The organism is Pseudomonas entomophila L48, from assembly GCF_000026105.1.
GTDB lineage: Bacteria > Pseudomonadota > Gammaproteobacteria > Pseudomonadales > Pseudomonadaceae > Aquipseudomonas > Aquipseudomonas entomophila.
On the sequence record NC_008027.1, the window covers coordinates 3008705 to 3032629 of the forward strand.

General features: G+C 64.4%; 16 protein-coding genes. 4 read left to right on the forward strand and 12 right to left on the reverse strand.

The window, feature by feature from the left end; all coding sequences use genetic code 11:
* Positions 1-100: 100 nt before the first annotated feature.
* Together PSEEN_RS13260 and PSEEN_RS13265 are read right to left on the reverse strand one after the other, a co-directional pair.
* Complete coding sequence (locus PSEEN_RS13260; protein WP_011534032.1) at positions 101-4051, reverse strand: hypothetical protein; 3951 nt, start codon at positions 4049-4051, stop codon at positions 101-103.
* Positions 4052-4365: 314 nt separating this feature from the next.
* On the reverse strand, positions 4366-5229 hold the full coding sequence (locus PSEEN_RS13265) for a LysR family transcriptional regulator (RefSeq protein ID WP_044488124.1): 864 nt from the start codon (positions 5227-5229) through the stop codon (positions 4366-4368).
* A gap of 348 nt (positions 5230-5577) precedes the next feature.
* Between PSEEN_RS13265 and PSEEN_RS13270 the strand changes: the two genes are divergently transcribed.
* The gene (locus PSEEN_RS13270; protein WP_044488800.1) at positions 5578-6570 is read left to right on the forward strand and encodes an NAD(P)H-quinone oxidoreductase; all 993 of its coding nucleotides are present in this window, start codon (positions 5578-5580) and stop codon (positions 6568-6570) included.
* 5 nt (positions 6571-6575) lie between these two features.
* On the opposite strand, the gene PSEEN_RS13275 is transcribed toward PSEEN_RS13270, so the two are convergent.
* From PSEEN_RS13275 to PSEEN_RS13305, 7 genes are all read right to left on the reverse strand, one after another.
* Complete coding sequence (locus tag PSEEN_RS13275) at positions 6576-7283, reverse strand: PA1136 family autoinducer-binding transcriptional regulator (RefSeq protein ID WP_011534036.1); 708 nt, start codon at positions 7281-7283, stop codon at positions 6576-6578.
* Positions 7284-7288: 5 nt separating this feature from the next.
* A complete protein-coding gene (gene hchA, locus PSEEN_RS13280) occupies positions 7289-8143 on the reverse strand; it encodes a glyoxalase III HchA (protein ID WP_011534037.1) in 855 nt (284 codons plus the stop codon).
* Between the two features lie 164 nt (positions 8144-8307).
* Positions 8308-8871 carry a nucleotidyltransferase family protein gene (locus PSEEN_RS13285; protein ID WP_011534038.1) on the reverse strand — a complete coding sequence of 188 codons (564 nt, stop codon included), beginning with the start codon at positions 8869-8871 and terminating at the stop codon, positions 8308-8310.
* Complete coding sequence (locus tag PSEEN_RS13290) at positions 8868-9839, reverse strand: XdhC family protein (RefSeq protein WP_011534039.1); 972 nt, start codon at positions 9837-9839, stop codon at positions 8868-8870. The genes PSEEN_RS13285 and PSEEN_RS13290 overlap by 4 nt, the downstream gene beginning before the upstream one ends.
* 3 nt (positions 9840-9842) lie before the next feature.
* Positions 9843-11054, reverse strand: coding sequence for a c-type cytochrome (locus PSEEN_RS13295; protein ID WP_011534040.1), 1212 nt, complete (start codon positions 11052-11054; stop codon positions 9843-9845).
* 2 nt (positions 11055-11056) lie between these two features.
* Positions 11057-11596: a (2Fe-2S)-binding protein gene (locus PSEEN_RS13300; RefSeq protein ID WP_011534041.1), complete on the reverse strand. Its 540-nt coding sequence runs from the start codon at positions 11594-11596 to the stop codon at positions 11057-11059.
* Positions 11589-14420, reverse strand: coding sequence for a xanthine dehydrogenase family protein molybdopterin-binding subunit (locus PSEEN_RS13305; RefSeq protein WP_011534042.1), 2832 nt, complete (start codon positions 14418-14420; stop codon positions 11589-11591). The genes PSEEN_RS13300 and PSEEN_RS13305 overlap by 8 nt, the downstream gene beginning before the upstream one ends.
* A 1181-nt stretch (positions 14421-15601) precedes the next feature.
* Between PSEEN_RS13305 and PSEEN_RS13310 the strand changes: the two genes are divergently transcribed.
* Both PSEEN_RS13310 and PSEEN_RS13315 read left to right on the forward strand, forming a co-directional pair.
* Positions 15602-17923 carry a putative bifunctional diguanylate cyclase/phosphodiesterase gene (locus tag PSEEN_RS13310; protein WP_044488127.1) on the forward strand — a complete coding sequence of 774 codons (2322 nt, stop codon included), beginning with the start codon at positions 15602-15604 and terminating at the stop codon, positions 17921-17923.
* Positions 17911-18783 (forward strand): phosphate/phosphite/phosphonate ABC transporter substrate-binding protein, encoded by an 873-nt coding sequence (locus tag PSEEN_RS13315; protein WP_011534044.1) that lies wholly within the window; start codon positions 17911-17913, stop codon positions 18781-18783. Before PSEEN_RS13310 ends, PSEEN_RS13315 begins: the two co-directional genes overlap by 13 nt.
* 112 nt (positions 18784-18895) lie before the next feature.
* Here the strand turns inward: PSEEN_RS13315 and PSEEN_RS13320 are convergent, their stop codons facing one another.
* Positions 18896-20038 carry a glycerate kinase gene (locus tag PSEEN_RS13320; RefSeq protein WP_011534045.1) on the reverse strand — a complete coding sequence of 381 codons (1143 nt, stop codon included), beginning with the start codon at positions 20036-20038 and terminating at the stop codon, positions 18896-18898.
* A gap of 123 nt (positions 20039-20161) precedes the next feature.
* The gene (locus tag PSEEN_RS13325) at positions 20162-21259 is read right to left on the reverse strand and encodes a sugar diacid recognition domain-containing protein (protein WP_011534046.1); all 1098 of its coding nucleotides are present in this window, start codon (positions 21257-21259) and stop codon (positions 20162-20164) included.
* A 162-nt stretch (positions 21260-21421) separates the two neighbouring features.
* Here PSEEN_RS13325 and PSEEN_RS13330 point away from each other — a divergent pair, with 162 nt between their 5' ends.
* Complete coding sequence (locus tag PSEEN_RS13330; RefSeq protein WP_011534047.1) at positions 21422-22747, forward strand: MFS transporter; 1326 nt, start codon at positions 21422-21424, stop codon at positions 22745-22747.
* A gap of 72 nt (positions 22748-22819) precedes the next feature.
* On the opposite strand, the gene PSEEN_RS13335 is transcribed toward PSEEN_RS13330, so the two are convergent.
* Positions 22820-23923 carry a DmpA family aminopeptidase gene (locus PSEEN_RS13335; protein ID WP_011534048.1) on the reverse strand — a complete coding sequence of 368 codons (1104 nt, stop codon included), beginning with the start codon at positions 23921-23923 and terminating at the stop codon, positions 22820-22822.
* Between the last annotated feature and the right edge of the window lie 2 nt (positions 23924-23925).

Genomic DNA, 23925 nt, shown 5'->3' on the forward strand with positions numbered 1-23925 from the left:
CACGATCATTTCGGCCAGGACTGCAAGCTGAACAACACCGAAGTGCATTCAGCTCCTGGCAGTGCGCAGACATCACAATTCATGGTCAAGCCAAGTCAAGTCAAACCTTCAATTCATCAGGTCTGTCAGCCAGATTTGGCACGGTTTCCGAGAACGGTTCTATTTCCAGCTCTACGTTGAACTCAACTGGCGTGAAATCAACGTACATAGTCCAGCTCGATCCCGGGTGTATGGTCAACCGGCTTGGATACCCATAGCCAGGGTTCACCCTCACCTGCGGCTTTATTTCCAGCATGCTGGCTTGGAAGGTGTTCTTAGTCAAAGGGCTCTCGGGCTTCAGAAATACTTGAAACAGAGTAGGCGTACTTGTGATACGCACCAAGGAGTCGCCAATCGGTTTATAGTTGAAATGTATCGTAAATTCATCCTGCAGTTGATCCGAGATCAACACTACCTCCGGTGTTTCCAAGGGTATCTTGAAGCCCTCCACCTTGGCACCCAAGATAAAGGTACCGCTGGTGCTATTACCTTTGGTCCGCGTCCATTCAATGCCACCTGCGGTCATTGGCTCTTCATCTTCATAGGGCGGTACTACGGGCACCTGGCCCTTACTCAGGCTACCCGCTGTGAAGGTGAGCTGCCCCTTCAACGCTGTCTTTCCCAACGGGCTGTGAATATCGTCCCTGGGCTTGAGTGCGATCTTGCTGGCGTTCTGCCGATACATGACTATCGAGGTGCCGCCCACGTCTTTGCCATCGATGACTATACGCGCTTCATCACTTAGCACATTCGACATCAAGAAGGCCGATTCCAGCTTCAGCGGGGCCGAGAAGCCCGTCACCTCCACGCTCAAGCCGAACTGGCCACGGGCCTTGGCGGGGTTGATCCTCCAGGTGACATCGGTTTCTGGAGCCAAGTCGTGTCCTGTATTGTAGGGCGGCTCGGCCGGCAAGGATGCTTGCTTCAGGTTCGCTTCAAGTTCAACGAACTTCAACGTGGCAGAAAGCCCCGACAGCCCCAGCGGGCTGCCGGCCTTGGGCTTGAGGCTTACCCGCTTTGGCTCGCCGATCCAGAAGTAAGGCGACAGAGGTTTTCCGTCGTCGGCGTTGACCAGATCCGCTTCGTCTGCCAGGTTTTGAGAAAGCAGGATCACGTTCGCCAATTTCAACGTGCTGTCGAAGGGCGACACACGGATATCCAGAGTGAAGGTGCCGCTGGTGCTATTACCTTCGGTCCGCGTCCATTCAATGCCACCAGCGGTCATTGGCTCTTCATCTTCATAGGGCGGTACTACGGGCACCTGGCCCTTACTCAGGCTACCCGCTGTGAAGGTGAGCTGCCCCTTCAACGCTGTCTTTCCCAACGGGCTGTGAATATCGTCCCTGGGCTTGAGTGCGATCTTGCTGTAGTTCTGCCGATACATGACTATCGAGGTGCCGCCCACCTCTTTGCCATCGATGAATACACGCGCTTCATCACTTAGCACCTTCGACATCAAGAAGGCCAACTCCAGCTTCAGCGGGGCCGAGAAGCCCGTCACCTCCACGCTCAAGCCGAACTGGCCACGGGCGTTGGCGGGGTCGATCCTCCAGGTGGCATCGGCTTCTGGAACCAAGTCCTGTCCTGTATTGTAGACCGGCTCGGCCGGCAAGGATGCTTGCTTCAGGTTCGCTTCAAGTTCAACGAACTTCAACGTGGCAGAGAGCCCCGACAGCCCCAGCGGGCTGCCGGCCTTGGGCTTGAGGCTTACCCGCTTTGACTCGCCGATCCAGAAGTAAGGCGACAGAGGTTTTCCGTCGTCGTCGTCGCCGTCGGCGTTGACCAGATCCGCTTCGTCCGCCAGGTTTTGAGAAAGCAGGACCACGTTCGCCAACTTCAACGTGGTGTCGAAGTTCGACACATGGATATCCAGGGTGCAGGTGCCGCTGAACGCCAGTCCTTTCAGCTCCCAGCTCCGACCGAGCGGCTCCATCGGCTTTTCTTCATTGAACTTGGGCTTGGCTTCCACGCTGCCCGGCTCCAGCGTACCCTTGGTAAAGGTCATCCAGCAGTTGTATACCGTCTCTGCCAGCGGGCTGCCCGCCTTTGGCTTGATGGTGATCGTGGAAGGGATGCCGCGTCGCAAAACAAGTGGAGAAGGTACCTCCTTATCACCAATCCGCACGTCAGCCTCATCACTGAGCAATTCAGAGATCAGCAGCGCGTCCTTCAGCTCGATAGGCGCAAGGAAACTCTCTACATGAAGAGCCAAGGTATACATACCGCTCTTGTTCTGCGCCCCCGTCAGCCTCCAGCTCAACCCATCCTTTCCGTTGGCGGGTTCCTTGGCATCATAGGACGGATCCGATTCAACATCCCCCGGATCCAGCGCCCCCGATTTGGTAAAGGAGATCCAGGCCTTGAGCTTGGTGTCTTTCAGAGGGCTATTGATATCCGCTCTTGGGATCAGCTTGATTTCCAGCGGTTTCCCCCGGCGCGAGATCAAACGACTGCCAATCGCGCTTCCGTCGACCTGCACCCGTACTTCATTCTCTAAATGGCTTGACATCAACAACCCCGCCGGAAGCTCCAGAGGGGTCGTGAAACCAGGCATCTCGATTTTCAGGCCGAACTGGCCATGCTCGTTATTGGGTGTGATTGTCCAGGGGACCCCTGCATCCGTCACCGCAGCACTGGCTTCCCCATACGCCGGGACAGCGCGCAGTTTGTCGGCCGGCAGCCAATCGTTGAGTTGAACGAACCGCAGTGTTGCAGACAGCTCCAGCCCTCCCAGGGGGCTACCCTGCTTGGGTACGATACGTACGGTTTTCTCCACCCCGGCCTGGAAAACCGGCCGCTCCTCTTCCCCGGTTCTCACAACGACCAGATCAGCCTCATCCCCCAGCGTCTGCGACATCTGCACCCCGGACAGCAGGTACGGCACACCCAGGCCATCCGCATTCGCCGTCAAGGTGAACTTCCCACTCTGGCCACCGCCCGTGATCTCCCAGCTCAACCCTTCCTCAGGCATCGTCTGCGCGGTCTCGGGTTTGAACTCAATGCCCAATTGATCTCTCACCACTGGCCAGCCCAGCGTGATGGGTTTGAACTCAATGCCCAATTGATCTTCCACCACTGGCCAGCCCAGCGTGATGGGTTTGCCAATGAAGAAATTGTCTTTCTTTTCCTTTTCCGTGGGGATCAGGAACAACTTGTATTTGCCACCACGGACCAGGCGAATGTCCAGTGGTGTGACAGGAACGGACGTCCCATCCATCTCATGAAGTTCCAACCTCAGTTGATCCGACCAGGGAGTCTTGACGAAAGCCGGCAGTTTTAAAGATTTAATGCTGTCCTGCTGCAGACCATCGACACATTTGGCCTCGAACGTGACCTCATCGGTGATGATTTCCTCCTCCCTGGGCAGGTATGTCAACTTCGAATAGCCTTGCTCATCCGTGGTGGTGCTCTGGTAGAACTTGCCATTGAGCCACCATTCCACCGTAGCCCCCCTGATGGCGCGGGTCTTGTCAAAGACGTTCTCCACACTGGCGGTAAGGGTGGTGCTCCTGCCTTCCTCCACAATCGGGATAACGTTGTCCCAGTCCACCCGGGTGATTTCATAGTGGAAATCGCCCATCTGCGCCAAGAACTCGTGCTTCCTGGCCTGCCAGTAGCTGCCCAGCCCCAGCTTCATTTCACCTGATACCACGTCGACCCCGGCCATTGCCGTCAGCGTCCATTTGGGGCCTTCCTCGGACAAGACCTGGTATTGGCCCTCATCGTCCGTGCCGTCTTCGGTTTTCAGCTCAGGCTTCATCTCCGAGAAAAATGTGCCCTTCTCTGCCGAGTTGCCCGCCATCCACAACACACACAGTTTCTGCCCGGCCCAGGTAGTGCCCTCCGGCGCGCTGATTTCCAGGCGATGCGTGGCACCATGGCACAGCTTGAACGGCAGCATGTCCTGGACGATTTCCTTTTTCGGCGATTCCACGACTAGTCGCCCGGGCGACGTGACAATCTTGGAAGTTGAAGAAGTGCTGGAGTCTTCTGCGGATTCACATATGGACATGACGGTCTCCGGTGTACGTAGGCACGGTTGTCCGAAGACTGTATCGAGCGGGGCAGCCGCTAGAAACTGGCAAAAATATCAGGTGATTCGCGCAGCACACAGCCACTGAAGCGCTCAGCCCTTCACGTCTTTATCTTGGCCAGATGAAGCGCGGGCGCATCGCGCAATACCCACTGTCCTTCACATCCAGCACGACGACACAATCACGATGCCACTGCAGCAGCGAACGCGCCCCTTCATCCCTTCCCATTCGGGTCAACTCGGTCCAGAATCTCCGACCGAACAGCAGTGGGGTTCGCCGGGCAAGATCAGGCCTATGCAGCGAATGCCCGGACCAGGTGGTCGATCACCACGCGCACCCGGGCGGTATGGCGCAGGTCCTGGTGGGTGACCATCCACACCTCGTAGGGCTTCGCCCGTGTGCACTCGGGCCAGATCCGCTGCAGGCCATCTAGCAGGCCAAGTTCCACGGGAATCTCGCCGATGCCCAGGCCCTGGCCGATCGCCCGGCGCAGCATCAGGCTGGCGTTGGCGGCCAGCACCACCCTGCCCTCACCGATGGGCACGTCCACCAGGGTCGGCCGGGCCTGGTCGCGCCAGTACGGCTCGTACACCACCAGTTCGTGGCCCTCGAAGTTGCCGACGGCCGGCATGCCCCGGCGCTGTACATAGTCCGCCGACGCGAACAGCCCCATGGTCCAGCTGGCCAGCTTGCGCAGCACCAGGTCGGGGTTGTCCGGGCGCAGGTTGCGGATGGCGATGTCAGTCTCGCGCTGGGACAGGTTGACGATTTCCGAGCTTCCGCTGAGCACCACGCGGATGCCGGGGTGCTCGCGGTGCAGCTGGGCCAGGGCCGGGATGACGAAGTCCTGGGCCAGGGAGTCGGTGGTGGCGATGCGCACTTCGCCGGCCAGTTCGTTGTCGGCGCCGCCGATGCGTCGAGTCAGCTCGAGGGCGGCCTGTTCCATCTTCAGCGCCATTTCCACGGCAACCTCGCCGAGGGCGGTCAGTTGGTAGCCGGCCGGCGTGCGCAGGAACAGGGTCGAGCCCAGGTCCGCCTCCAACGCCGCCACCCGCCGGCCGACGGTAGCCTGGTCGACCCGCAGTACCCGCGCGGCGCGGCGCAGGGTCTGTTCGCGGCTCAGGGCCAGAAGCATGCGGGCGTCGTCCCAGTTCAATGGATTCACTCCTCGTTGGTTTGGCAAGGTACCTGTGGGCTGGCCGTACTGGCCTATTCGCCAGCAAGGCTGGCTCCTACAGGTACAGCGTTGAGCTTGAAGCGGGTGTGGTCCCTGTAGGAGCGGGTTTACCCGCGAATGCGTCGGTGAGCCCACTATCGCATTCGCGGGTAAACCCGCTCCTACAGGATCATGTACCCAGCCTGGCTGAAGTAATTTCGCGGCACCGCGCCGCAAAATCGCCGCGCGACCGCCTCGTGGTTGTTCCCTACCCTGTCATCCAGCGGGCCACCCAGGCCCTTGATCAGAATGACAGAGGTTCCCATGCGTCACATCATCCCGTCCCACATGACCGCCATTGACATCACCCAGCCCGGTGGCCCGGAGGTCCTGCTACCCACCACACGCGACACGCCCCGCCCCGGCCCACGGGAAGTACTGGTCCAGGTTCACGCCGCCGGCGTCAACGGCCCTGACCTGCTACAGCGCAAGGGCCTGTACGCGCCACCGCCTGGCGCCTCGGATATTCCGGGCCTGGAGATCGCCGGCAGGGTCGTTGCCCTCGGTGAACAGGTCAGTCGCTTTGTTGTCGGCGACGCGGTCATCGCCCTCGTGCCGGGCGGCGGCTACGCAGAGTACGCGGTAGCCGACGAGCGCACCACCGCGCCCCTGCCGGCCAACCTCAGCATGGTCGAGGGCGCGGCCCTGCCGGAAACCTTCATGACCGTGTGGGTCAACCTGTTCCAGCGCGGTGGCTTCAAGGCCGGTGAGTCGGTGCTGATCCACGGTGGCGCCTCGGGCATCGGCACCACCGCCACGCAACTGGCCAAGGCCTTCGGCGCGTCGAAGATCTTCACCACGGTGAAGGATGCCGAGCAGCAGGCCGCCAGCCTGGCATTGGGCGCCGACGTGGCCGTCGACTACACCCGCGAAGACTTTGTCGAGCACGTGATGCAGCACACAAACGGCCAGGGCGTGGATGTGATCGTCGACATCATTGCCGGCGACTACGTCGCCCGCAACTTCAAGGCGGCGGCCATGGACGGGCGCATCGTGCAGATCGGCGTGGTCAAGGGCCCGGCCAGCGAGGTCGACCTGTTCCCCCTGCTGGTCAAGCGCCTCACTCATATCGGTTCGACCTTGCGTGCGCGCAGTATCGATGACAAGGCGGCGATCCTCGACGACTTGCAGGCCCGTGTATGGCCCCATGTCTGTGGCGGCTCGGTGAAACCGTTGATCCATGCGACCTTTCCGCTCACGGCTGCCCGCCAGGCCCATGAACTGATGGAGTCCGGCCGACATATCGGCAAGGTGGTGCTGAGCTTGGCGTACCAGGGCTGAGACACTCAGCCCAGCACGCCACTGCCCAGGGCGATCCTGATCGCCTGGGCGGTGGTGGCCACGCCGAGGCGGCGTCGGGCAGCGCGCAGGTGGTTCTCGACGGTACGCACCGACAACCCCAGGGTCGCGGCGATATCGGCCTGGCGTTGGCCGGCGGCGGTCCAGGCCAATACCTGGCGCTCGCGCTCGCTCAGCACGCCAACCTCCTGCCCGACCGGCGCCTCGAGCAGGCGCCGGGCCGCGTGGAACGCCGCGTTGGCGAGCAGCGCCAGGCACATGCGGGTAGCGGGCGAGGCATCAATGTGCAGGCCTCCAAGGCTCATGGCGCCTTCCAGGCCGGCCGGGCCGAACACTGGCACCTGCAAGCCATGGACTCCCGTGCCGACCGGTGCTCGCACCACGTGGTAGCGCTCGCCCCCCTCGCCTTCACGCTTGCTCCAGAAGAACGGCTCGCGTGCCGTCAGCAGGTGCCGGTTCACCGGGCAATGGCGTATGTAGGTCTGTGCATCGACCCGTAGTCCATCGCCGAACCAGTCGCCCTCCACCCAGTGGATGCGCTCGACTACTTCGTCCCGCGCGGCATTGGCGCTGAACAGCACGAAGCGGTCATAGCCCAGCGGCCGGGCGACGCTGCGCACGGCCGACTGGATGAGCGCCAGGGTGGTGGCCTGTTCAATCTGCTGGACCGCCTGCACCACCTTGTCGAATGGCATCCCGCTCACCCGGCGTTGACAGCCTTGAGCAACGTCGCCGCAGCCAGCTTGCCCAACGCGTTGCCGGCCAGCGGGCTGTCACCGGTGAGCAGCTTGCGGTCCTGATGGACGGCACCGGAAATACCCTGGTTGATGATCTCGACACCCTGGGCCTGCAACCGCTCGCCGAACTTCCAGGCCAGGTGGCCGGGCATGTAGCCGATGTCGGGGGTCTTGGCATCCAGCTCATCGGGGAAGGCGCAGATCTTGTAACCGTCATAGAGCCTGCCGCTGGCCAGCAGCGCTGCTGGGCCATGGCACAGGGTGATGACGAACTTGTCGTTGTCGGCCGCCCACTGCAACACCTGCCCGACTTCCTTGCTCTCAGGCAGGCCGATCAAGGCGCCATGGCCACCGGGGATGAACACACCCAGGTAGTCGGAGCCGTCGCCCAGGGCGTTTTCAAGCACATCCGCGAGCTTTCGCGGCTGCTTGAACGCCTTGCGGTAGCGGTCGAACAGGCCCAGCACTTCGGTGTCCTCGCTGGGCATGGCCCAGTATTCGAACTTGACCGGGTTGCCCGACAGGGTTGCCACGTCGAAGGCGAAACCGGCCTTGTCCAGGTGGTACATGGGCAGCAGGGTTTCCACCGGGTGGTTGCCGGTGGAAAACAGCGTGCCGTTGTCGGTGAGCAGGTAGCGCTCGTCGGCGCCGATCAGCAGGATTTTCCACCGACCACCTTCATAGGGCTCGGGATAGTTGGCGTCGCTGAGGTCGGATTTGCTGGACGTGAACTGGCTGAGGGAATACGGCGAGGGAAAGAAGGCGTTGTCCTCGGCCGGGTCGGGGGTGGGGCGTTTTTCGTCGTTGGTGTTGGTCATTGTTGTGCTCCTATGCCTGGGTGTTTGACCGAATCCATGCTAGGAGACCACCGGATAAGCGGCAATGAGGGTTTTCCCTCAGTGGTGGCTGTGGCATCGATGAAGCAGACCGCTCCTGCAGAAGGTAATCGCCTGCACCGGTCGCGCAGTTGGCCCAGAGCCGTCTAGCCGAGCGCAGCAGGCGTATCGACGTCGCGCAACACCCCAGCGTCGTCCACCTCGACCACCAGCATTTGCTGCCGATGCCGTTGCAGCACCGAGCGCGCGCCCTGGTCACCCGCCAACACAGTCAACTCTGGCCAGTAGGTGCGCCCGAACAGCACCGGGTGCCCGTTCTGCTGATGGTGACACGGCACCACAATCGCCGTTGGGCTGGCCGCCTCGATCAGGCGACGGAAGGTCCGCGCCTGGATCCAGGGCATGTCGCCCAGCACTATGGACACGGCCTCGGCGGCGCAATTGTCGAGCGACGCCGCGCCGGCCGCCAGGCTATGGCCCATGCCGAGCCCCGCCTCGGGGCTGACCACGATGCGACACCCCGTCGGCAACCCCAGGTCCTCGGCCCGTTCGCCAGCGCGCAGCACCACGCGCACTTCGTCGAACACCGCCAGGGCACGCTCGACACTGTGCTGCAACAGGCTGCGTCCATCGGCCAGCAGCGCACGCCGCTTGTCACCACCGAAGCGCGAACCCTGCCCCGCCGCCAGCACCAGCGCGACGACGCTCACAACGCCTCGCGGGCAACGCCGCTGCGGGTACGGAGGATATCGGCCAGCACCGCCAGGGCGATCTCGGCCGGGGTCTTGCTCCCCAGGTTGAGACCAATGGGCGCATGGATGCGCGTCATCTCTGCGTCATTCAGCCCACCAATGCGGCGCAGGCGCTCACGGCGCTTCTCGGAGGTCGCGCGCGAGCCCATCACGCCTATATAGAACGCTTCGGTCTGTACGGCTTCGAGCATGGCCAGGTCATCGATCTTCGGGTCGTGGGTGAGCGCCACCACCGCGGTGTCGCGGTGGCAGCCGCCGTTGGCGATGAACACCGAGGGCAGCTCTCGACGGATTTCTATCCCGTCGAGCACCACGTTGTCCATCACCTCGTCCCGCGGATCGCACAACACCACCTCGAACCCCAGGCCCTTGCCGAACTCGGCGCAGAAGTGCGCCACGCTGGAGTACCCCGCCAGCAGCAGGCGCTGGGCGGCGCCGACGCGCAGACGCACGCGGCCCTCACCTTGCTCCACCCGCAGTCCATGGCTGTGGTCGTCACACACAAGGCGCTGGCCGGTGCGCAGGTCGACCTCGCGCAGCAGGCGGCGACGCCCGAGCAACGCCGCCTCCAGCTCGCCGAGGTGGGCCTGGGTGGCACAGTCGCCGGGCAGGTTCTCCACCAGCACATCGAGGATGCCACCACAGGGCAGGCGGATGTTCGAGCGGCTGTCGCTGGCATCGCCGTAGCGCACCACGGCCACCGCCTCGGCGAACTCGCCGGCGGCGACGCGTTCGAGGAAGTCCTCCTCGACGCAACCACCAGACAGCGAGCCGACCCAATGCCCTTGACCGTTGACCGCCAGCAGCGAGCCTGGCGCGCGCGGCGCCGAGCCATAGGTACCAAGCACCGTGCACAGCCACACGCGCAAGCCATCACGCGACCATTGCGCCGCCTGTTGCACCACCTGCAGGTCGAGATGCTGCACGGTTCAGTCCGCCTTCAGCTGGGCCAGCTGTTGTGTGGTCAGGTCGCCCGGCAAACCGCCCCAGGCTTCGCGCAGGTAGTTGACCATGTCGGTCAGCTGCTGGTCGTCGAGCTTGTCGGCGAAGCCCGGCATCGGCTGCATGCGCTCGAAGCCGGTGAACTGCTGCTCGCGGATGCCGTCGACGATGGCCTTGACCAGGTTGCGCGAGTCAGCCTGGCGCAGGATGGTGTTGCCCGCCATGGCCACGGCGATGTGCGGCTTGCCCTCGCCTTCGCCGCCATGGCAGCCGGCGCAGACGTTGAGATACTGCTGGCGGCCGCGCTTGGCGCTCTCGCCCAGGGTCTCGTGGGCGACAGCTTGCACCACCTTGGCCGCTGGCGGCTGGTCGCCCAGCAGGTAGGTGGCCATGGCCGACAGGTCGCTGTCCTCAAGATGCTGGGTGCTGTGGTGCACCACCGGGTACATCTCGTTGAACATGCTGCCCTGGGCGCTCATGCCGTGCTTGAGGAAGGTAGCCAGGTCGGCGTGGTTCCAGCCGCGATCAGCCAGGTCCTGGGCCAGCAGGCTGGGCGCCAGGTAGCCCTGCAACAGGCCACCGGTCAGACGCTTGTCCTGCTGCAGCGCACCGATGGGGTTGCGTGGGGTATGGCATTCGCCGCAGTGGCCGAGCACCTCGACCATGTACTGACCACGCTTCCACGCCTCGCTGTTGCCTTTGCCCTCCTCCAGCTGCACGCTCTTGCCGTACAGCATGTTCCAGCCCATCAGGCCCAGGCGCACGTTGAACGGGAAGCTCAGGCTGGTCTCCGGCGCCGGGCGGTTGATCGGCGCCACGGTCTTGAGATAAGCGTGAATGGCGTCGGCGTCCTCGCGGGGGATCAGGTGGTACGAGGTGTAGGGCATGGCCGGGTACAGGTTGGCGCCGTCCTTGCGCTTGCCCGCGGTCAGGGCGGCGAAGAACTCGTCGTCGCTGTAGTTGCCGATGCCGTACTGCTTGTCCGGGGTAATGTTGGTGCCGTAGATGGTGCCGAACGGCGAATGGATCGGCAGGCCGCCGGCATAGGGCGCACCGCCTTCGGCGGTGTGGCAGGCCATGCAGTCGGCGGCGCGGGCGAGGTATTCGCCGCGCTTGACCTGGGCCTGGTCATCGGCCTGGGCACTGAACGCCAGCACTGCGCCAATGGCGATCGCCAGGCCACTCAGAACTTGCTTCATGCTCAACCCTCCTTGACCAGGCCGAGGTCGCCCAGCACTTCGCGGGTGGCCTCGTAGTAACGCACGTAGCCGGTGCAGCGGCACACGTGGTGGCCGAGGCTGGCCTCGATGGCGTCCTCCAGCTCGCTCTTCCTCAGCGGCTTGCGCTGGGCCTTCTCCACCAGCACCGTGGCGGCGTTGACGAAGCCCGGCGCGCAGTAGCTGCACTGGAAGGCGAAACGGTCGACGAACTTCTGCTGGATCGGGTTCAGCTCGCCGGGGTTGCCGGCCTCATCCAGCTTGGCGTGGCCTTCGATGGTGCGGACCTTCTTGCCCTCGAAGTAATGCGCGCCGGTGATGCAGGTGCGCACTTCTTCGCTGGTGCCGTCGGGGTTGTCGACGATCACCACGCAGGCGTGGCAGATGCCCTGGCCGCAGCCCAGGCGGGAGCCGGTGAGGTTCTGGTATTCGTGCAGGTAGTCGATCATCGCCAGGTCATCGGGGACCACTTCGGTGACGACAGGTTGACCGTTGAGGGTCAGTTGCAGCTTGCGGTCAGCCATTGAGGGCCTCCTTGACTCGGGCGGGGGTGATGGGCAGGTCGCGCACGCGCTTGCCGATGGCGTGGGCCACGGCGTTGCCGATGGCGCCGACCACCGGGATCATCACCACTTCGGCGATGCCTTTGGACGGGTCGGTGGGTGACAGCGGCGGCAGGATTTCCGAGGTCTGCTTCCACACCGCCACATGTTTGGCCATCGGCAGGCGGTAACGGTTGAAGTTCCAGTCGCCCTCGCCCGGGCCGCCCTCGTACAGCGGCATTTCTTCCAGCAGCGCGTGGCCGATGCCCATGGCGATGCCGCCTTCGAGCTGGCCTTTGACCAACTCCGGCACCAGCACCCGGCCGCACTCGACCCAGCTGTGGTGGTTGAGCACCGTCACTTCACCGCTGCCCTTGTTCACCTTGACCTCGACGATGGTCGCCACTGGGCTGTAGTAGGTGACCATGGCGTTGTTCAGTTGAGTTGCCGGATACTCGGCGTTCTGCCGATCCAGCAGGTGGAAGCCGTTGCTGTTCATCTGTGCTTTCTTGGCATTCAGCGCGCCGTCGCCATACTTCACCGCCAGAGCGTCGAGCGGCAGGCGCTCGCGCACACCGTCGATGACGAAGTCGGCCTCGGCCCAGCTCCAGCGGTTGAAACCGTGCACGCTGACGCCGGTGACCAGGCCCATTTCGTGGGCCTTCTTCGCCAACTCCGCGAACGGGATCGGCGCCAGGCCGTTACCGGTCAGCGCACCGTTGACCCACACCGCGTTCTCGCGGCGCACCACCAGCGGGTTGGCCTGGCCACCGTACGGGCCTTGGCTCCATAGGGCCATGGCCGCTGGCCACAGGCCGTGGTTGAACAGCACGCGGGCCGCTTCGCGGGTGGCGTGGCTGAAGTAGAACGCCGAGTTGGTCGCCGACGAAGGCGAGGCCAGTTTGCCGACCCAACGTGGGTTGCGCAGTGCGGCGTCCTGCTCGGCCTGGCTGATCAGGTACGGGTTGCCGCTGGTGCTCAGTTGCAGCTCGGGCCATTCGGTCTGGGCGGTCTTCACCTCATCGGCAACGCGGCCGAGGAAGTCGCTGACCACCAGGGCCTGGGAGGTCGACATGCCGGTACCCAGCTCAGTGCCGATATGGCGCAGGGTGATACGCCCATCGGCGGTGAATTCGACGGCCGCCATCGGTGCTTCAGAACCGGTACCGAAATCTTTCTGGGTGATGGCGAAGCCCACGCCGTACCAGTTGTCGTGGTCCTTGGCGTCCTCGGCCTGCTTGCGCGCGTGGCGGTTCTTCCACCAGTCGTGCTCGGCGGCCTTGTCGAGGATCTCGTGCAGGCGCAGAGCCCCGGCAGGCACCGCGCCCTGGGTGTTCTTCATGCCCGACTTGAGCGCGTTCTTGCGGCGCAGCTCGATGGCGTCCACGCCCAGGCGGTCGGCGATTTCGTCGACCATCATCTCGGTGGCGGCCATGCTCTGCAGGGTGCCGTAGCCGCGCATGGAGCCGGCCTCGACGCCACGGGAGTGGTAGGCGGTCACAGACAAGTCGTTCTGCGGCATGTAGTAGATCGACTGCGCAGCAGTGGCGCCCACCGCTGCCACCGACGGGCTGTAGTTGATGCGCCCGCCGCCATCGACGGTCATGTCGGCGCGGAAGATCTTGAAGCTCATGTCCCGCTTGTCGACGGCCAGCTGGTAGCGAATGTCGAACGGGTGGCGCTTGATGCCGCTCTGGAACTGCTCGTAGCGGTCGTTGGCCAGGCGGATCGGCACGCCCGCGCCGTACAGCGCAGCAACGGCGGCGTAGAACACGAAGATGTTGTTGTCCTTGGAGCCGTAGCCGACGGTGTAGCCCGGGTGCATGTTCAGGTGCTTCAGGCCGAAGCGCGACGGCTTGATCATGTGCACGCATTCCTGCGCCACTTCGAACGGGCACTGGGTGGCCACGACGAAATGCAGGGTGCCGGTGGCCGGGTCGTACCAGCCGTTGCCGTTATCCGGTTCAAGCGCGGCGGGCTCGATCGACGGAGTCTTGTAGCGCTCGTCGAACAACAGCCAGTCCTCGGGCGGCTGCTTGAGCTGCTCGTCGATACGCTGGGCGTAGAACATGCCCTGCTCGGTGAGGGTGCCGTGCTGCTTGGGCTCGGCGGTCCACACCGGTTTACGGGCGAGGATGGTGGGGAACAGCATGGTGTTCTTGAGGCTGGAGTACTCGTCCTCGTCGAACGGCGTCTTGCCGCCCACGCGTACAAAACGGAAGCTGCCGTAGGGGTCGCGCTGGTACAGCGGGGCCTGGGCGCCGTAGCGGATCGCCTTGTCGTTGAACTGCAGCTTGAGCTTGGCCTTGCGGAAACGTTCGAAGTCGTTCCAGATCAGGATCGCCACCGGGTGGCCGATGAACATCGGCACTTGGCCGGGCGGTAGCAGCGGATCTGGCGAGTGGGCTTCAGGCCAGGCGATGCCATCCTTCTTCAGGTCGTCGGCGGTGACGATGCGGTCGGGTTGCAGGTCGGCGCCGAGCAGCGACAGGTCGTAGCCGGCATAGATCTGGTCGGCCTTGGTGGCCTTGAGCAGCATGGCGTGGCCCTGCTGCTGCGGCCAGCCGGGCATGTCCTTGGCGCGGATGTCGCGGGCGAAGACTTTGTTGCCACAGACCTTGGACAGGGCGTCGTTACGCAAGCGCGCCTTGCCGTCGTGGTTCATCCACTTTTGCGGCGAGGTGGTGACCTTGTTTTCCATCAGGGCGGCGAAGGCCTGGCTGCCCAGCGGGGCCAGGGTCACGCCGACACCGGCGATCAGCCCGCCTTGCAGGAACGAGCGCCGGGAAATATCACGGTTGGACATGGTTGATCCTCTGGGCGGTCGGTCGCCGCCCATGCTTTGTTCTGGTGCTGTGAGACACGGAGGGCGCGCAATTTCACAAAATCTGACCTTTAAGTCAAGATACACGGCTTGTTACATGTGATGAAGTCAAGCAGACAACTTGTCGCGGGCGGGGGATTTGCTTCGGCTTCGGCTTTCAGAGTGTGGGTTTGGGCGGGTGTGAGCATATCCATTGGCGATAGAGACGCTGATTCACCTTTCCGCCCTTACGGCGGGTTACTTTGGTCGTGGCCAAAGTAACCAAAGCCGTCGGCTCCATCATCCGGCCCCTGCGCTTCGCTCCGGGGTCCCCTCGCTCCGTTCTTGCTCCCGTGGGTACCGCGCTGAACGCCCCATCCTGGGGCGCAGCGCTCGACGGCCATCCATGGCCGTCGCCCCACTACGCAAGAACTCCGCTCGGCCTCCTGAAGTCGCAATGGGCGGCGCCTGGACTATCGCGCACCAAGATCAAAAGCCGGGCGAGGCGCTGCGCGCTCGCAGAAGCGAAGAGCGAAGAGCGAAGAGCGAAGAGCGAAGAGCGAAGAGCAGAAAATTTGATGATGTTGTGATGCCGTGACGGATGGGTTGTTTGTTCCATTGGTTCGCCGGCAAAGCCGGCTCCTACAATGGAGCGGCGTACACCATTCGGTAGGAGCCGGCTTTGCCGGCGAATGTGTACTCAAGGCCACGAATAAACAGCTAGCGACAGCTGCGCCTGCGCAGGCGCCGCCCGTAACTTCGCGACTTCAGGAGGCTGAGCGCAGGCGTCTGGAGGGCCAGGTGCGCAGCACCCTTCGGCGTTAGCCGAAGGCGCGAGATGTAGACTTGCGCAGCAAGTCGTAGGCCGCGCGGGCCTGGAAGGCGCCGGAGCGAAGGGACCCCGAAGCGTAGCGTAGGGGCCGTATGATGGAGCGCACGGCTTTGGTTACTTTGGCCACGACCAAAGTAACCCGCCGTAAGGGCGGAAAGGTGAATCAGCGTCTACCTAGCAAACGGATATGCCGACAAATTGAAGAACCACCACCAACAACAACACAGACTCAAGGCTCTCAACCAATCGAAAGCCTAGCAAAAACAAATAAAGGCACATCGCCACCAGTCATCCCCCCGTCATGTTTCTGTCGTAATCTGCAACCTCAAACCCAAGGCCGGGACCCCAAGCAGTGATCCGCCGCCCCCTCTCCCCCGCAGGCCTCCTGCCACTCCTGCTGATGACCCTGTGCGCCGTCACCCTGACCTTCCTCTGGGGCCTGCACATCAGCCAGAAAACCGCCTCACGCCAGGACGCTCTTGCGGCGAAAGCCCTCGAACACCTGAACCTGGCCAGCATCGTCGCGGAAAACCTGCGCCAGTTGGTGGACCGTGCCCAGGCCGTCGGTCGCGTCACCCAGGACGACATGCGCCGCCTGCGCCAGGGCAACCTGAGCCTGGCCCGGGTACTCGCCGAAGACCCGGTGTTCAAGCGCATGAGCCTGTATGACCGCAACGGCCGCCTGCTCTCCTCAAGCCACGCCGACGAACCCGAGCAACTGTCGCAGGCCTGGCTCGACCAGCTCAAGACCCATGTCTCGCACTACGGTTTCAAGGCATTCCTGCCCCGTGTCACCCCGTCCGCCTCGACACTCCCCAACTGGCGCCTACCCTTCCTGCTGCCGCTGACCGACCTGCCAGGCCGCGAGATCGACAGCATCCTCGTGGTCCAACTCGACATCGGCTACCTCGCCGTGCTGTTCCAGCACATCGAGCTGGGCCACAGTGGCCTGGTGCGGCTGCTTCAGGATGACGGCCAGGAGCGGCTGCGCATCGACACCAGCGGTGTGGTGGTGGCCGGCGATACCCTGGTCCCGGGCCTGCCAGGCACTGGCGACGAGGCCGGCCAGCTCACTCAATACACACTCGCCGGCCCTTACCAGAGTCTCTACCGCCGTGTCCCCGAACGCGGCTTCAGCGTGGTGGTCAGCCAGCGCCACGACGAGATCCTCGCCCCCGCCCTGCTCGCCAGCCACCGCCAGTTCTGGCTCAACCTGAGCATGACGCTGCTGATCCTCGCCAGCCTGGCGTGGGGCCTGCGCCTGCTGCGCAAACGCCACGAAGCCTTCCGCGAACTGCAGCACGCCCAGCGGGTCAACCAGCAACTGATCGACCGTCTGGAGGAGGCCCACCGACGCAGCAGCCACGCCGCCGCCACCGACCACCTCAGCGGCCTGCACAACCGCCGCCAGTTCGTCGAGATCGCCACCCAGGCCCTGGCCCACCAACGCGGCAGGCGGCGCCTGATGGCGATCCTGTTCATCGACATGGACCGTTTCAAGTCGATCAACGACTCGCTCGGGCACAAGGTCGGCGACCTGTTGCTGCAGGCCGTGGCCGGGCGCATCCAGCGCCTGCTGGAGCCCGATGATGAAGCCTCGCGCTTCGGTGGTGACGAATTCGTCGTGCTGCTGGCTGGGGAACGCGGCGAGGAACAGATCGACGCTTGGGTACGCATGCTGGTGGAAAAACTGTCCGCCACCTACGCCCTGGCTGGCCAGGAGGTCAACACCAGCCCCAGCGTCGGCGTGAGCATCTGCCCCCGCGATGGCCAGGACATCGACACGCTGATTCGCAGCGCCGACGCCGCCATGTACTCGGCCAAGCAGGCCGGGCGTGCCCAATACCGCTTCTTCGACCCCTCGTTGAACCTGCCCGATATACAGGCCTTCACGCTCGAGCAGGCATTCGGCGGTGCACTGGTCGAGCGCCAGTTCGTGCTCCATTTCCAACCGCAGATCCGTCTCGACACGTTGCAGGTGCACAGCTACGAAGCCTTGGTACGTTGGCAGCACCCCGAATTCGGCCTGCTCTACCCCGATCGTTTCATCGGCGTCGCCGAGCGCAGCGGCTTCATCGTCGAGCTGGGCTGGGAGGTACTGCGCCTGGCCTGCGAGGAGCTGGCGCGCTGGCGCCTGCGCGACCACAGCGCTTGCCTGGCGGTCAATGTCTCGGCCTTGCAGTTGCGCCAAGCCGACTTCAGCGAACGCTTGCTGGCCGAGCTGGACTCCTACGGCATCGCCCCCCAGCGCCTGGAGCTGGAAATCACCGAAACCACTGTGCTCGACCCGCAAGGCTGTGCCGTCGAACACCTGCACCGCCTGCGCGCTGCGGGGCTGGGTATCAGCCTCGACGATTTCGGCCGTGGCTATGCGGGCTTCGCCCACCTGCAATCACTGCCGCTGTCCAAGCTCAAGATCGACCGCGCGCTGATTGCTCCGCTGTGCAACAGCCACGACGACAGCCCGATCGTGTCCTCGACCATCATCCTGGCCAAGCGCCTGGGCCTGGAAGTGGTGGCCGAAGGGGTCGAGACCCGTGAGCAGGTGGTGTGCCTCAAACTCGCCGGTTGCGACATCGCCCAGGGCTACCATTTCAGCCGGCCATTGTCGCCCGCTCAACTGCACGATTATCCGCCTTTCAACGGCACCGAGGAGAAGGCATGCGTGTACTGAAGACCCTTGCCGCAGTGGCCCTGGCCGGCTTGCTGGCCGACACCGCGCTGGCCAACTGCAAGCGACACAGCCTGCGGTTGGCGATCATCCCGATCAAGGACGTCCAGGACATGGTGCGCGAGCACCAGCCATTGCTCGAGCGCCTGGGCGAGGCCGCTGGCGTGCCGGTGGAACTGGTGGTCAACAGCTCCTATGAAAGCGTGGTCGATGCCGTCGTTTCTGGTGGCGCGGACATCGCCAGGCTGGGCCCGGCCGCCTACTGGCTTGCCCATCGCCGCGACCCGCGCATCGAGGCTTTCGCCACCTTCACTCTCAATGCCGGGCCCTATACACCGGCGGGCAACCATTACCAGGCGCTGTTGCTGACCCGCGCCGAGGGGCCTGCCAACCTCAACGCCCTCAAAGGTACTCGGGTGGCGCTGAGCGACCCGGCCAGCACCTCGGGCAGCCTGGTGCCCAGTGTCGAATTCGCAAGCCTTGTAGGTGCGCCGTTGCCGGGTTATTTCAGTTCGCTGGTGTATGCCGGCAATCACGACAAGGCCCTGCAGGCGTTGCTCGACGGGCGGGTGGATGCCACCTTCGTCGCCAGTGAGCGGGCCGACGCCTACCTGGCCGAGCACGCCATCGACCCGGCACAGTTGCAGGTACTGTGGCGCTCGACGCCGATCCACTACGACCCCTATGTGTTCAGTGCTGGCCTGTGCCCGGCATTGAAGCAACGATTGCGCAAGGCGATGCTGGAGGATCAGCAAGGGCTGGCGGGCTTCCTGGCCTCGCAGAAAGCTACTGGGCTGGTGCCCGTGGGGCCCGAGGAGTATGCGGGGCTTGAGCGGATCATGAAGGCCTCGCGGCAGCCTTGAATGGCTTTGGGCTGCGCCGTCGTCCTCTGTAGGAGCGGCTTCAGCCGCGATGCAGGCGACGCGGTGCTTCGCGGGTGATCGCGGCTGAAGCCGCTCCTACAGAGGACGGGCATCAGTTGTCTTGAAGCGCCACACGCCACAACCGCGCCACATCCCCTGCCCGCGACTTGAGCAGCGCCCCGGCTTCGGCGCACGCCTGCTCCAGCGTCATCGGCCCGCTGGCCAGGGCGAACGCGGCATCGATGCCATGGGCATACAACTGCTCGTAACCCACACCAAGGGTGCCGGCCAGCACCACCACCGGCACACCATGGCGCTTGGCCACCCGCGCCACACCCAGCGGGGTCTTGCCTCGCAAAGTCTGCGCGTCGAAACGGCCCTCGCCGGTGATCACCAGGTCGGCGCCCTGCACCAGGGTATCCAGCCCGGCCAACTCGGCGACGACCTCGACACCGGGGCGGAAGCGCGCCCCCATGAAGGCCTTGGCGGCAAACCCCATGCCACCGGCCGCGCCACTGCCTGGCTCGTCACGTACGTCCTTGCCCAGCAAGCGGGCGCAGTGATCGGCAAAGTTCGCCAGGGCGTGGTCCAGCGCCTGCACCTGCTCAGGGTTGGCGCCCTTCTGCGGGCCGAAGATCGCCGAGGCGCCATTGGGGCCGCACAGCGGGTTGTCGACATCTGCGGCGACCTCCACCTGTGCTTCGGCCAGGCGTGGATCCAGATCGCTTGCGTCTATCCGCGCTAACTGCGCCAAGGCCAGGCCGCCCTCGGCCAATGGCTGACCGTTGGCGTCGAGCAGGCGCAGGCCCAGCGCGCACAGCATGCCGCTGCCACCATCGTTGGTGGCGCTGCCACCGATGGCCAGGACGATCCGCCGGGCCCCCGCCGCCAAGGCTGCGGCGACCAGCTCGCCGGTACCCCAGGTACTGCTGCGGCAGGCATCACGTTGAGCGCTGGGCACTAGCTGGATGCCGCTGGCCTGAGCCATCTCGATCACCGCCGTGCGGCTGTCGGGCAGCCAACCCCAGGCGGCCTCTACAGATTCGCCCAAGGGGCCACGTACTACCTGGCGGCGCTGCTCACCGTGGCTGGCCGCGACGATGGCCTCCATCGTGCCCTCGCCGCCATCGGCCATCGGGCACTCGACAAGTTCAGCGTGCGGCCAGACCTCGGCCAGGCCGCTGCCAATGGCCTGGGCGACACCGGCAGCGTCGAGGCTGTCCTTGAACGAATCGGGGGCGATGACGATTTTCATGGGGATCTCCTGTCCTGATATCGCGCATGCTGACAGGTGCGCAACACAACGGCCTCGGTCGAATGCACAAAACGGTAGGCCGGTTGTTTGGGCGGTTGCCTGCCCGCGCCCCTCAGGGGCGGATCATTGCGCCGGCAGCAACTGTAGCCCCAGATACAGGCTCAGCATGCCCTCGAGCCGCAAAGGGTCTACTTCCCCCAACTCGGCAACCCGCTCCAGCCGATAACGCAGGCTGTTGCGATGGATTCCCAGAGCATCGGCGCAGGCTTGGCTCTGGCCGTCATGCGCACACCAGGCGCGCAACGTGGCCAGCAGCTGGCCGCTGGCATCCTTGGCACGAATGCGCTGCAACGGTTCGAGCAGCTCGTCCAAGGCATCGTCATTGCGGTGTCGCCAAAGCAGCGCGGGCAAGCGGTAGCGAGTCAGCGACAGCAAGCACTCGCGGGGCAGCACCTCACGGCCGTAGGCCAACAGGTCACGCACGCGTCGGTAACCTCTGCGCAACTGCTCCAGGCTCTGGGCGGGGCTGCCCAGGGCCAGGCGCTCGACCTCCCAACCATGGCGCCGCAGCCGGTCGATCAACCGCGCCTCATCCAGTGCAACACCCGCCGGGCGGCACCACAGCAACGACTGCCGCGCCGGGCTGACGCACCAGCTGTCCGGGTAACGGCTCATCAACCACGCCGACAATGCATCAGCCGGTGGCCCCGATTGCAGTTCGAACAGGCAGGGAATACGTGGCAGATTGGGCTTGAGCCCCAGCTGCTGGGCCTCATCGACCAGCCGTGGCGAGTCACCGCTGCCGCCCAAAAGCAAGGCCAGCAGGTCATCGCAACGCTGGCGCCGCCATTGCTGCTCCACCTGCAGGTGACGCTGGGCCAACAGCATTTCTGCGGTCATGCGCACCAGTTCACCATAGGTGCGCAACTGCTGAGGATCCCCCGTCAACCCCAGCACGCCGATCAACCGGCCATCGAGCATCAACGGCAGGTTCACGCCAGGCTGCACGCCCTTGAGGCACTTGGCGGCCTCCACGTCGAGCTCGACGATCCGGCCGTTGGCCAACACCAGCTGGGCGCCTTCGTGACGGGTGTTGATGCGCTCGGGCTCACCACTGCCAAGGATCAGCCCCTGGCTGTCCATCACGTTGACGTTGCACGGCAGGATGGCCATCGCCCGGTCGACGATGTCCTGGGCCAGGTCGTGGTCCAGCTCGAACATGCAGGGTTCCTTGCAGTGACAGGCTTTGGTCGGCGGCACAGCAGACGGCGGCCGAGGCTGTGCGAAAGCACAAAGACAGCCGCGCTACACTCCCCGAGACTCCTCAAGGCGAGCGCCGGAACAGGCGACGCGGCGACAACCATAACAAAAGAGAACCCGATCATGGCACACAGCCCCGCCCTTGACCAAGGCACCGAGATCACCCGCGACGCGCTGTACCGGCGCGTCACCCTGCGGCTGATCCCGTTCATTTTCATCTGCTACCTGTTCAACTACCTGGACCGCGTCAACGTCGGCTTCGCCAAGCTGCAGATGCTCGACGCGCTGAAGTTCAGCGAAACGGTGTACGGCCTGGGCGCCGGCATCTTCTTCATCGGCTACGTGCTCTGCGGCCTGCCCAGCAACCTGGCGTTGAACCGCTTCGGGCCGCGGCGCTGGATCGCGCTGATGATGATCGCCTGGGGCAGCCTGTCCACCTGCCTGCTGTTCGTCACCACCCCCACCGAGTTCTACACCCTGCGCCTGCTGACCGGTGCCGCCGAGGCCGGTTTCTTCCCGGGCGTTGTGCTGTACCTCTCGCGCTGGTTCCCGGCTGATCGACGTGGCCGGATCATGGCCCTGTTCATGTCGGCGATCCCGGTGTCCGGGCTGCTGGGCGGGCCGTTCTCCGGCTGGATCCTCAACCACTTCGCCGCGGGTCAGCATGGCCTGGCCGGCTGGCAGTGGATGTTCCTGATCCAGGGCCTGCCTACTGTGGTGCTGGGGGCACTGGCGATCGTACTGCTCAGCGATGGCTACCAGAAAGCCGCCTGGCTGACCCCGGCCGAACGCCGGATGATCGAGGCCGACCTCCAGGCCGATGACGCGAGCAAGCCTGCCACCAGCGGCGACAGCCTGCTGGCAGTGCTGACCAACCCGTTGATCTGGACCTTCGGTTTCGTCTACTTCTGCATCCAGAGCGGGGTCTACGCGATCAACTTCTGGTTGCCGTCGATCATCAAGAACATGGGCTTCGACAACCCGTTGCTGATCGGTTGGCTGAGCGCCATCCCCTACCTGCTGGCCGGGGTGTTCATGATCGTCGTCGGCCGCTCGGCGGACCTGCGCAACGAACGGCGCTGGCACCTTGTGGTGCCGATGCTGATGGGTGCCCTGGGCTTGCTGATCGCGGTGAATTTCGCGGCCAACCCGACCATCGCCATCCTGGGGCTGTCGATTGCCACCATGGGTGCGCTCACTGGCTTGCCGATGTTCTGGCCGATGCCCACCGCTCTGCTGAGTGCCGGCGCCGCGGTGGCGGGCCTGGCGATCATCAACTCGGTGGGGCAGATGGCGGGCTTCCTCAGCCCGTACCTGGTGGGGTTCATCAAGGACCAGACCGGCTCGACCGACGCGGCGCTGTATGCGCTGGCGGGGTTGATCGTGGTGGGTAGCCTGGTGGCGTTGCGGGTTTCGCGTGCGGGTCGCAAGGCATTGGTCCAGGCCTAACCCTCGGTGGCGAACGGGGCGACGCTGAAATCGGCGTTGGCCCGGTTCGCCAGCAAGGCTGGCTCCTACAGGTTAGCGAGCGTCCGGCCTCCAGCCCGCTTCATGTAGCGCTGTCAGTAGCGTGTCGGCCTCCAGCGCCGGCACCACCACGCCCCCCTTGCCCTCCATCGTGCGCCCTGCCAGCAAGGCGTTGACGATAGCCTCCTCCACCGCCTCCGCCGCCGCCAGGAACACCGCCGAGATGTGGTCGTTGTTGAGCATGCGCACCTGCGAGCACTGCGCCAGTTCCTGGCGTGCGTAATCGGCTGGCGGCAGTTCCTGGTTGCCGGTGGAGAAGGCCAGGAAAATATCGCCACTGGAATCCTCGGTTCCGCCGCCGGTGCGGGCAATTCCGATCGATGCTCGCTGGGCCAGGCGCTGGCACTGGTGCGGCAACAGCGGCGCGTCGGTGGCGATCACCACCACGATCGAGCCCATGCCCGGCGTACCGGTGCGTTGCTCTGTGAATGGCGATGGCAAGTGCCCCAACTGGCGCCCGACCGGATAGCCGTCCACCCGCAATTCCCGGCGCTGGCCATGATTGGCCTGGACCAGGACACCGACGGTCCAGCCTTGCTCCAGCCGCCTCGAGGCAGTGCCAATGCCGCCCTTGAACTCATGGCAGATCATCCCCGTGCCACCGCCTACCGCCCCTTCTGCAACCGGCCCGGAGCTGGCGGCGTCCAGCGCCTGGGACACCTGCGCCGAGGTCACATGCTGCCCCCAGATGTCGTTGAGCACGCCATCGAAGGTTTCCATCACCACCGGCATGCACCAGTACACCGCATCGTCCGGCAGGCGTTCACGTTCGGCGGCGATCAGCGCGTCGCGCACCACGCCGACGCTGTGGGTGTTGGTGATGGCGATCGGCGTGGTCAGCACGCCGGCCTCGCGAATCCACTCCAGCCCCGTGGCGTCGCCATTGCCGTTGAGCACATGGCAACCGGCGAAGCATGGCTGCAAGCGCGCAGCACCGGCGCGCGGCTCGATCAGGGTCACCCCGGTGCGGACCGGCGCCGGGCGTTGTTCGTCGATCAGGGTGCTATGGCCGACCCGCACCCCCGGTACATCGGTAATGGCATTGAACGGGCCCGGGGTGCCGTGGCCGAGGGTGATGCCCAGTTGACGCGCACGCATGT

What these genes read in the sequence shown, in the direction of transcription:
- PSEEN_RS13275 (WP_011534036.1), bottom strand. Translation starts at nt 7,283, where the DNA reads ATGCCATTCGACAAGGTGGTGCAGGCGGTCCAGCAGATTGAACAGGCC.
- PSEEN_RS13330 (WP_011534047.1), top strand. Translation starts at nt 21,422, where the DNA reads ATGGCACACAGCCCCGCCCTTGACCAAGGCACCGAGATCACCCGCGAC.
- PSEEN_RS13270 (WP_044488800.1), top strand. Translation starts at nt 5,578, where the DNA reads ATGACCGCCATTGACATCACCCAGCCCGGTGGCCCGGAGGTCCTGCTA.
- PSEEN_RS13300 (WP_011534041.1), bottom strand. Translation starts at nt 11,596, where the DNA reads ATGGCTGACCGCAAGCTGCAACTGACCCTCAACGGTCAACCTGTCGTC.
- PSEEN_RS13320 (WP_011534045.1), bottom strand. Translation starts at nt 20,038, where the DNA reads ATGAAAATCGTCATCGCCCCCGATTCGTTCAAGGACAGCCTCGACGCT.
- PSEEN_RS13315 (WP_011534044.1), top strand. Translation starts at nt 17,911, where the DNA reads ATGCGTGTACTGAAGACCCTTGCCGCAGTGGCCCTGGCCGGCTTGCTG.
- PSEEN_RS13295 (WP_011534040.1), bottom strand. Translation starts at nt 11,054, where the DNA reads ATGAAGCAAGTTCTGAGTGGCCTGGCGATCGCCATTGGCGCAGTGCTG.
- PSEEN_RS13325 (WP_011534046.1), bottom strand. Translation starts at nt 21,259, where the DNA reads ATGTTCGAGCTGGACCACGACCTGGCCCAGGACATCGTCGACCGGGCG.
- hchA (WP_011534037.1), bottom strand. Translation starts at nt 8,143, where the DNA reads ATGACCAACACCAACGACGAAAAACGCCCCACCCCCGACCCGGCCGAG.
- PSEEN_RS13260 (WP_011534032.1), bottom strand. Translation starts at nt 4,051, where the DNA reads ATGTCCATATGTGAATCCGCAGAAGACTCCAGCACTTCTTCAACTTCC.
- PSEEN_RS13335 (WP_011534048.1), bottom strand. Translation starts at nt 23,923, where the DNA reads ATGCGTGCGCGTCAACTGGGCATCACCCTCGGCCACGGCACCCCGGGC.
- PSEEN_RS13305 (WP_011534042.1), bottom strand. Translation starts at nt 14,420, where the DNA reads ATGTCCAACCGTGATATTTCCCGGCGCTCGTTCCTGCAAGGCGGGCTG.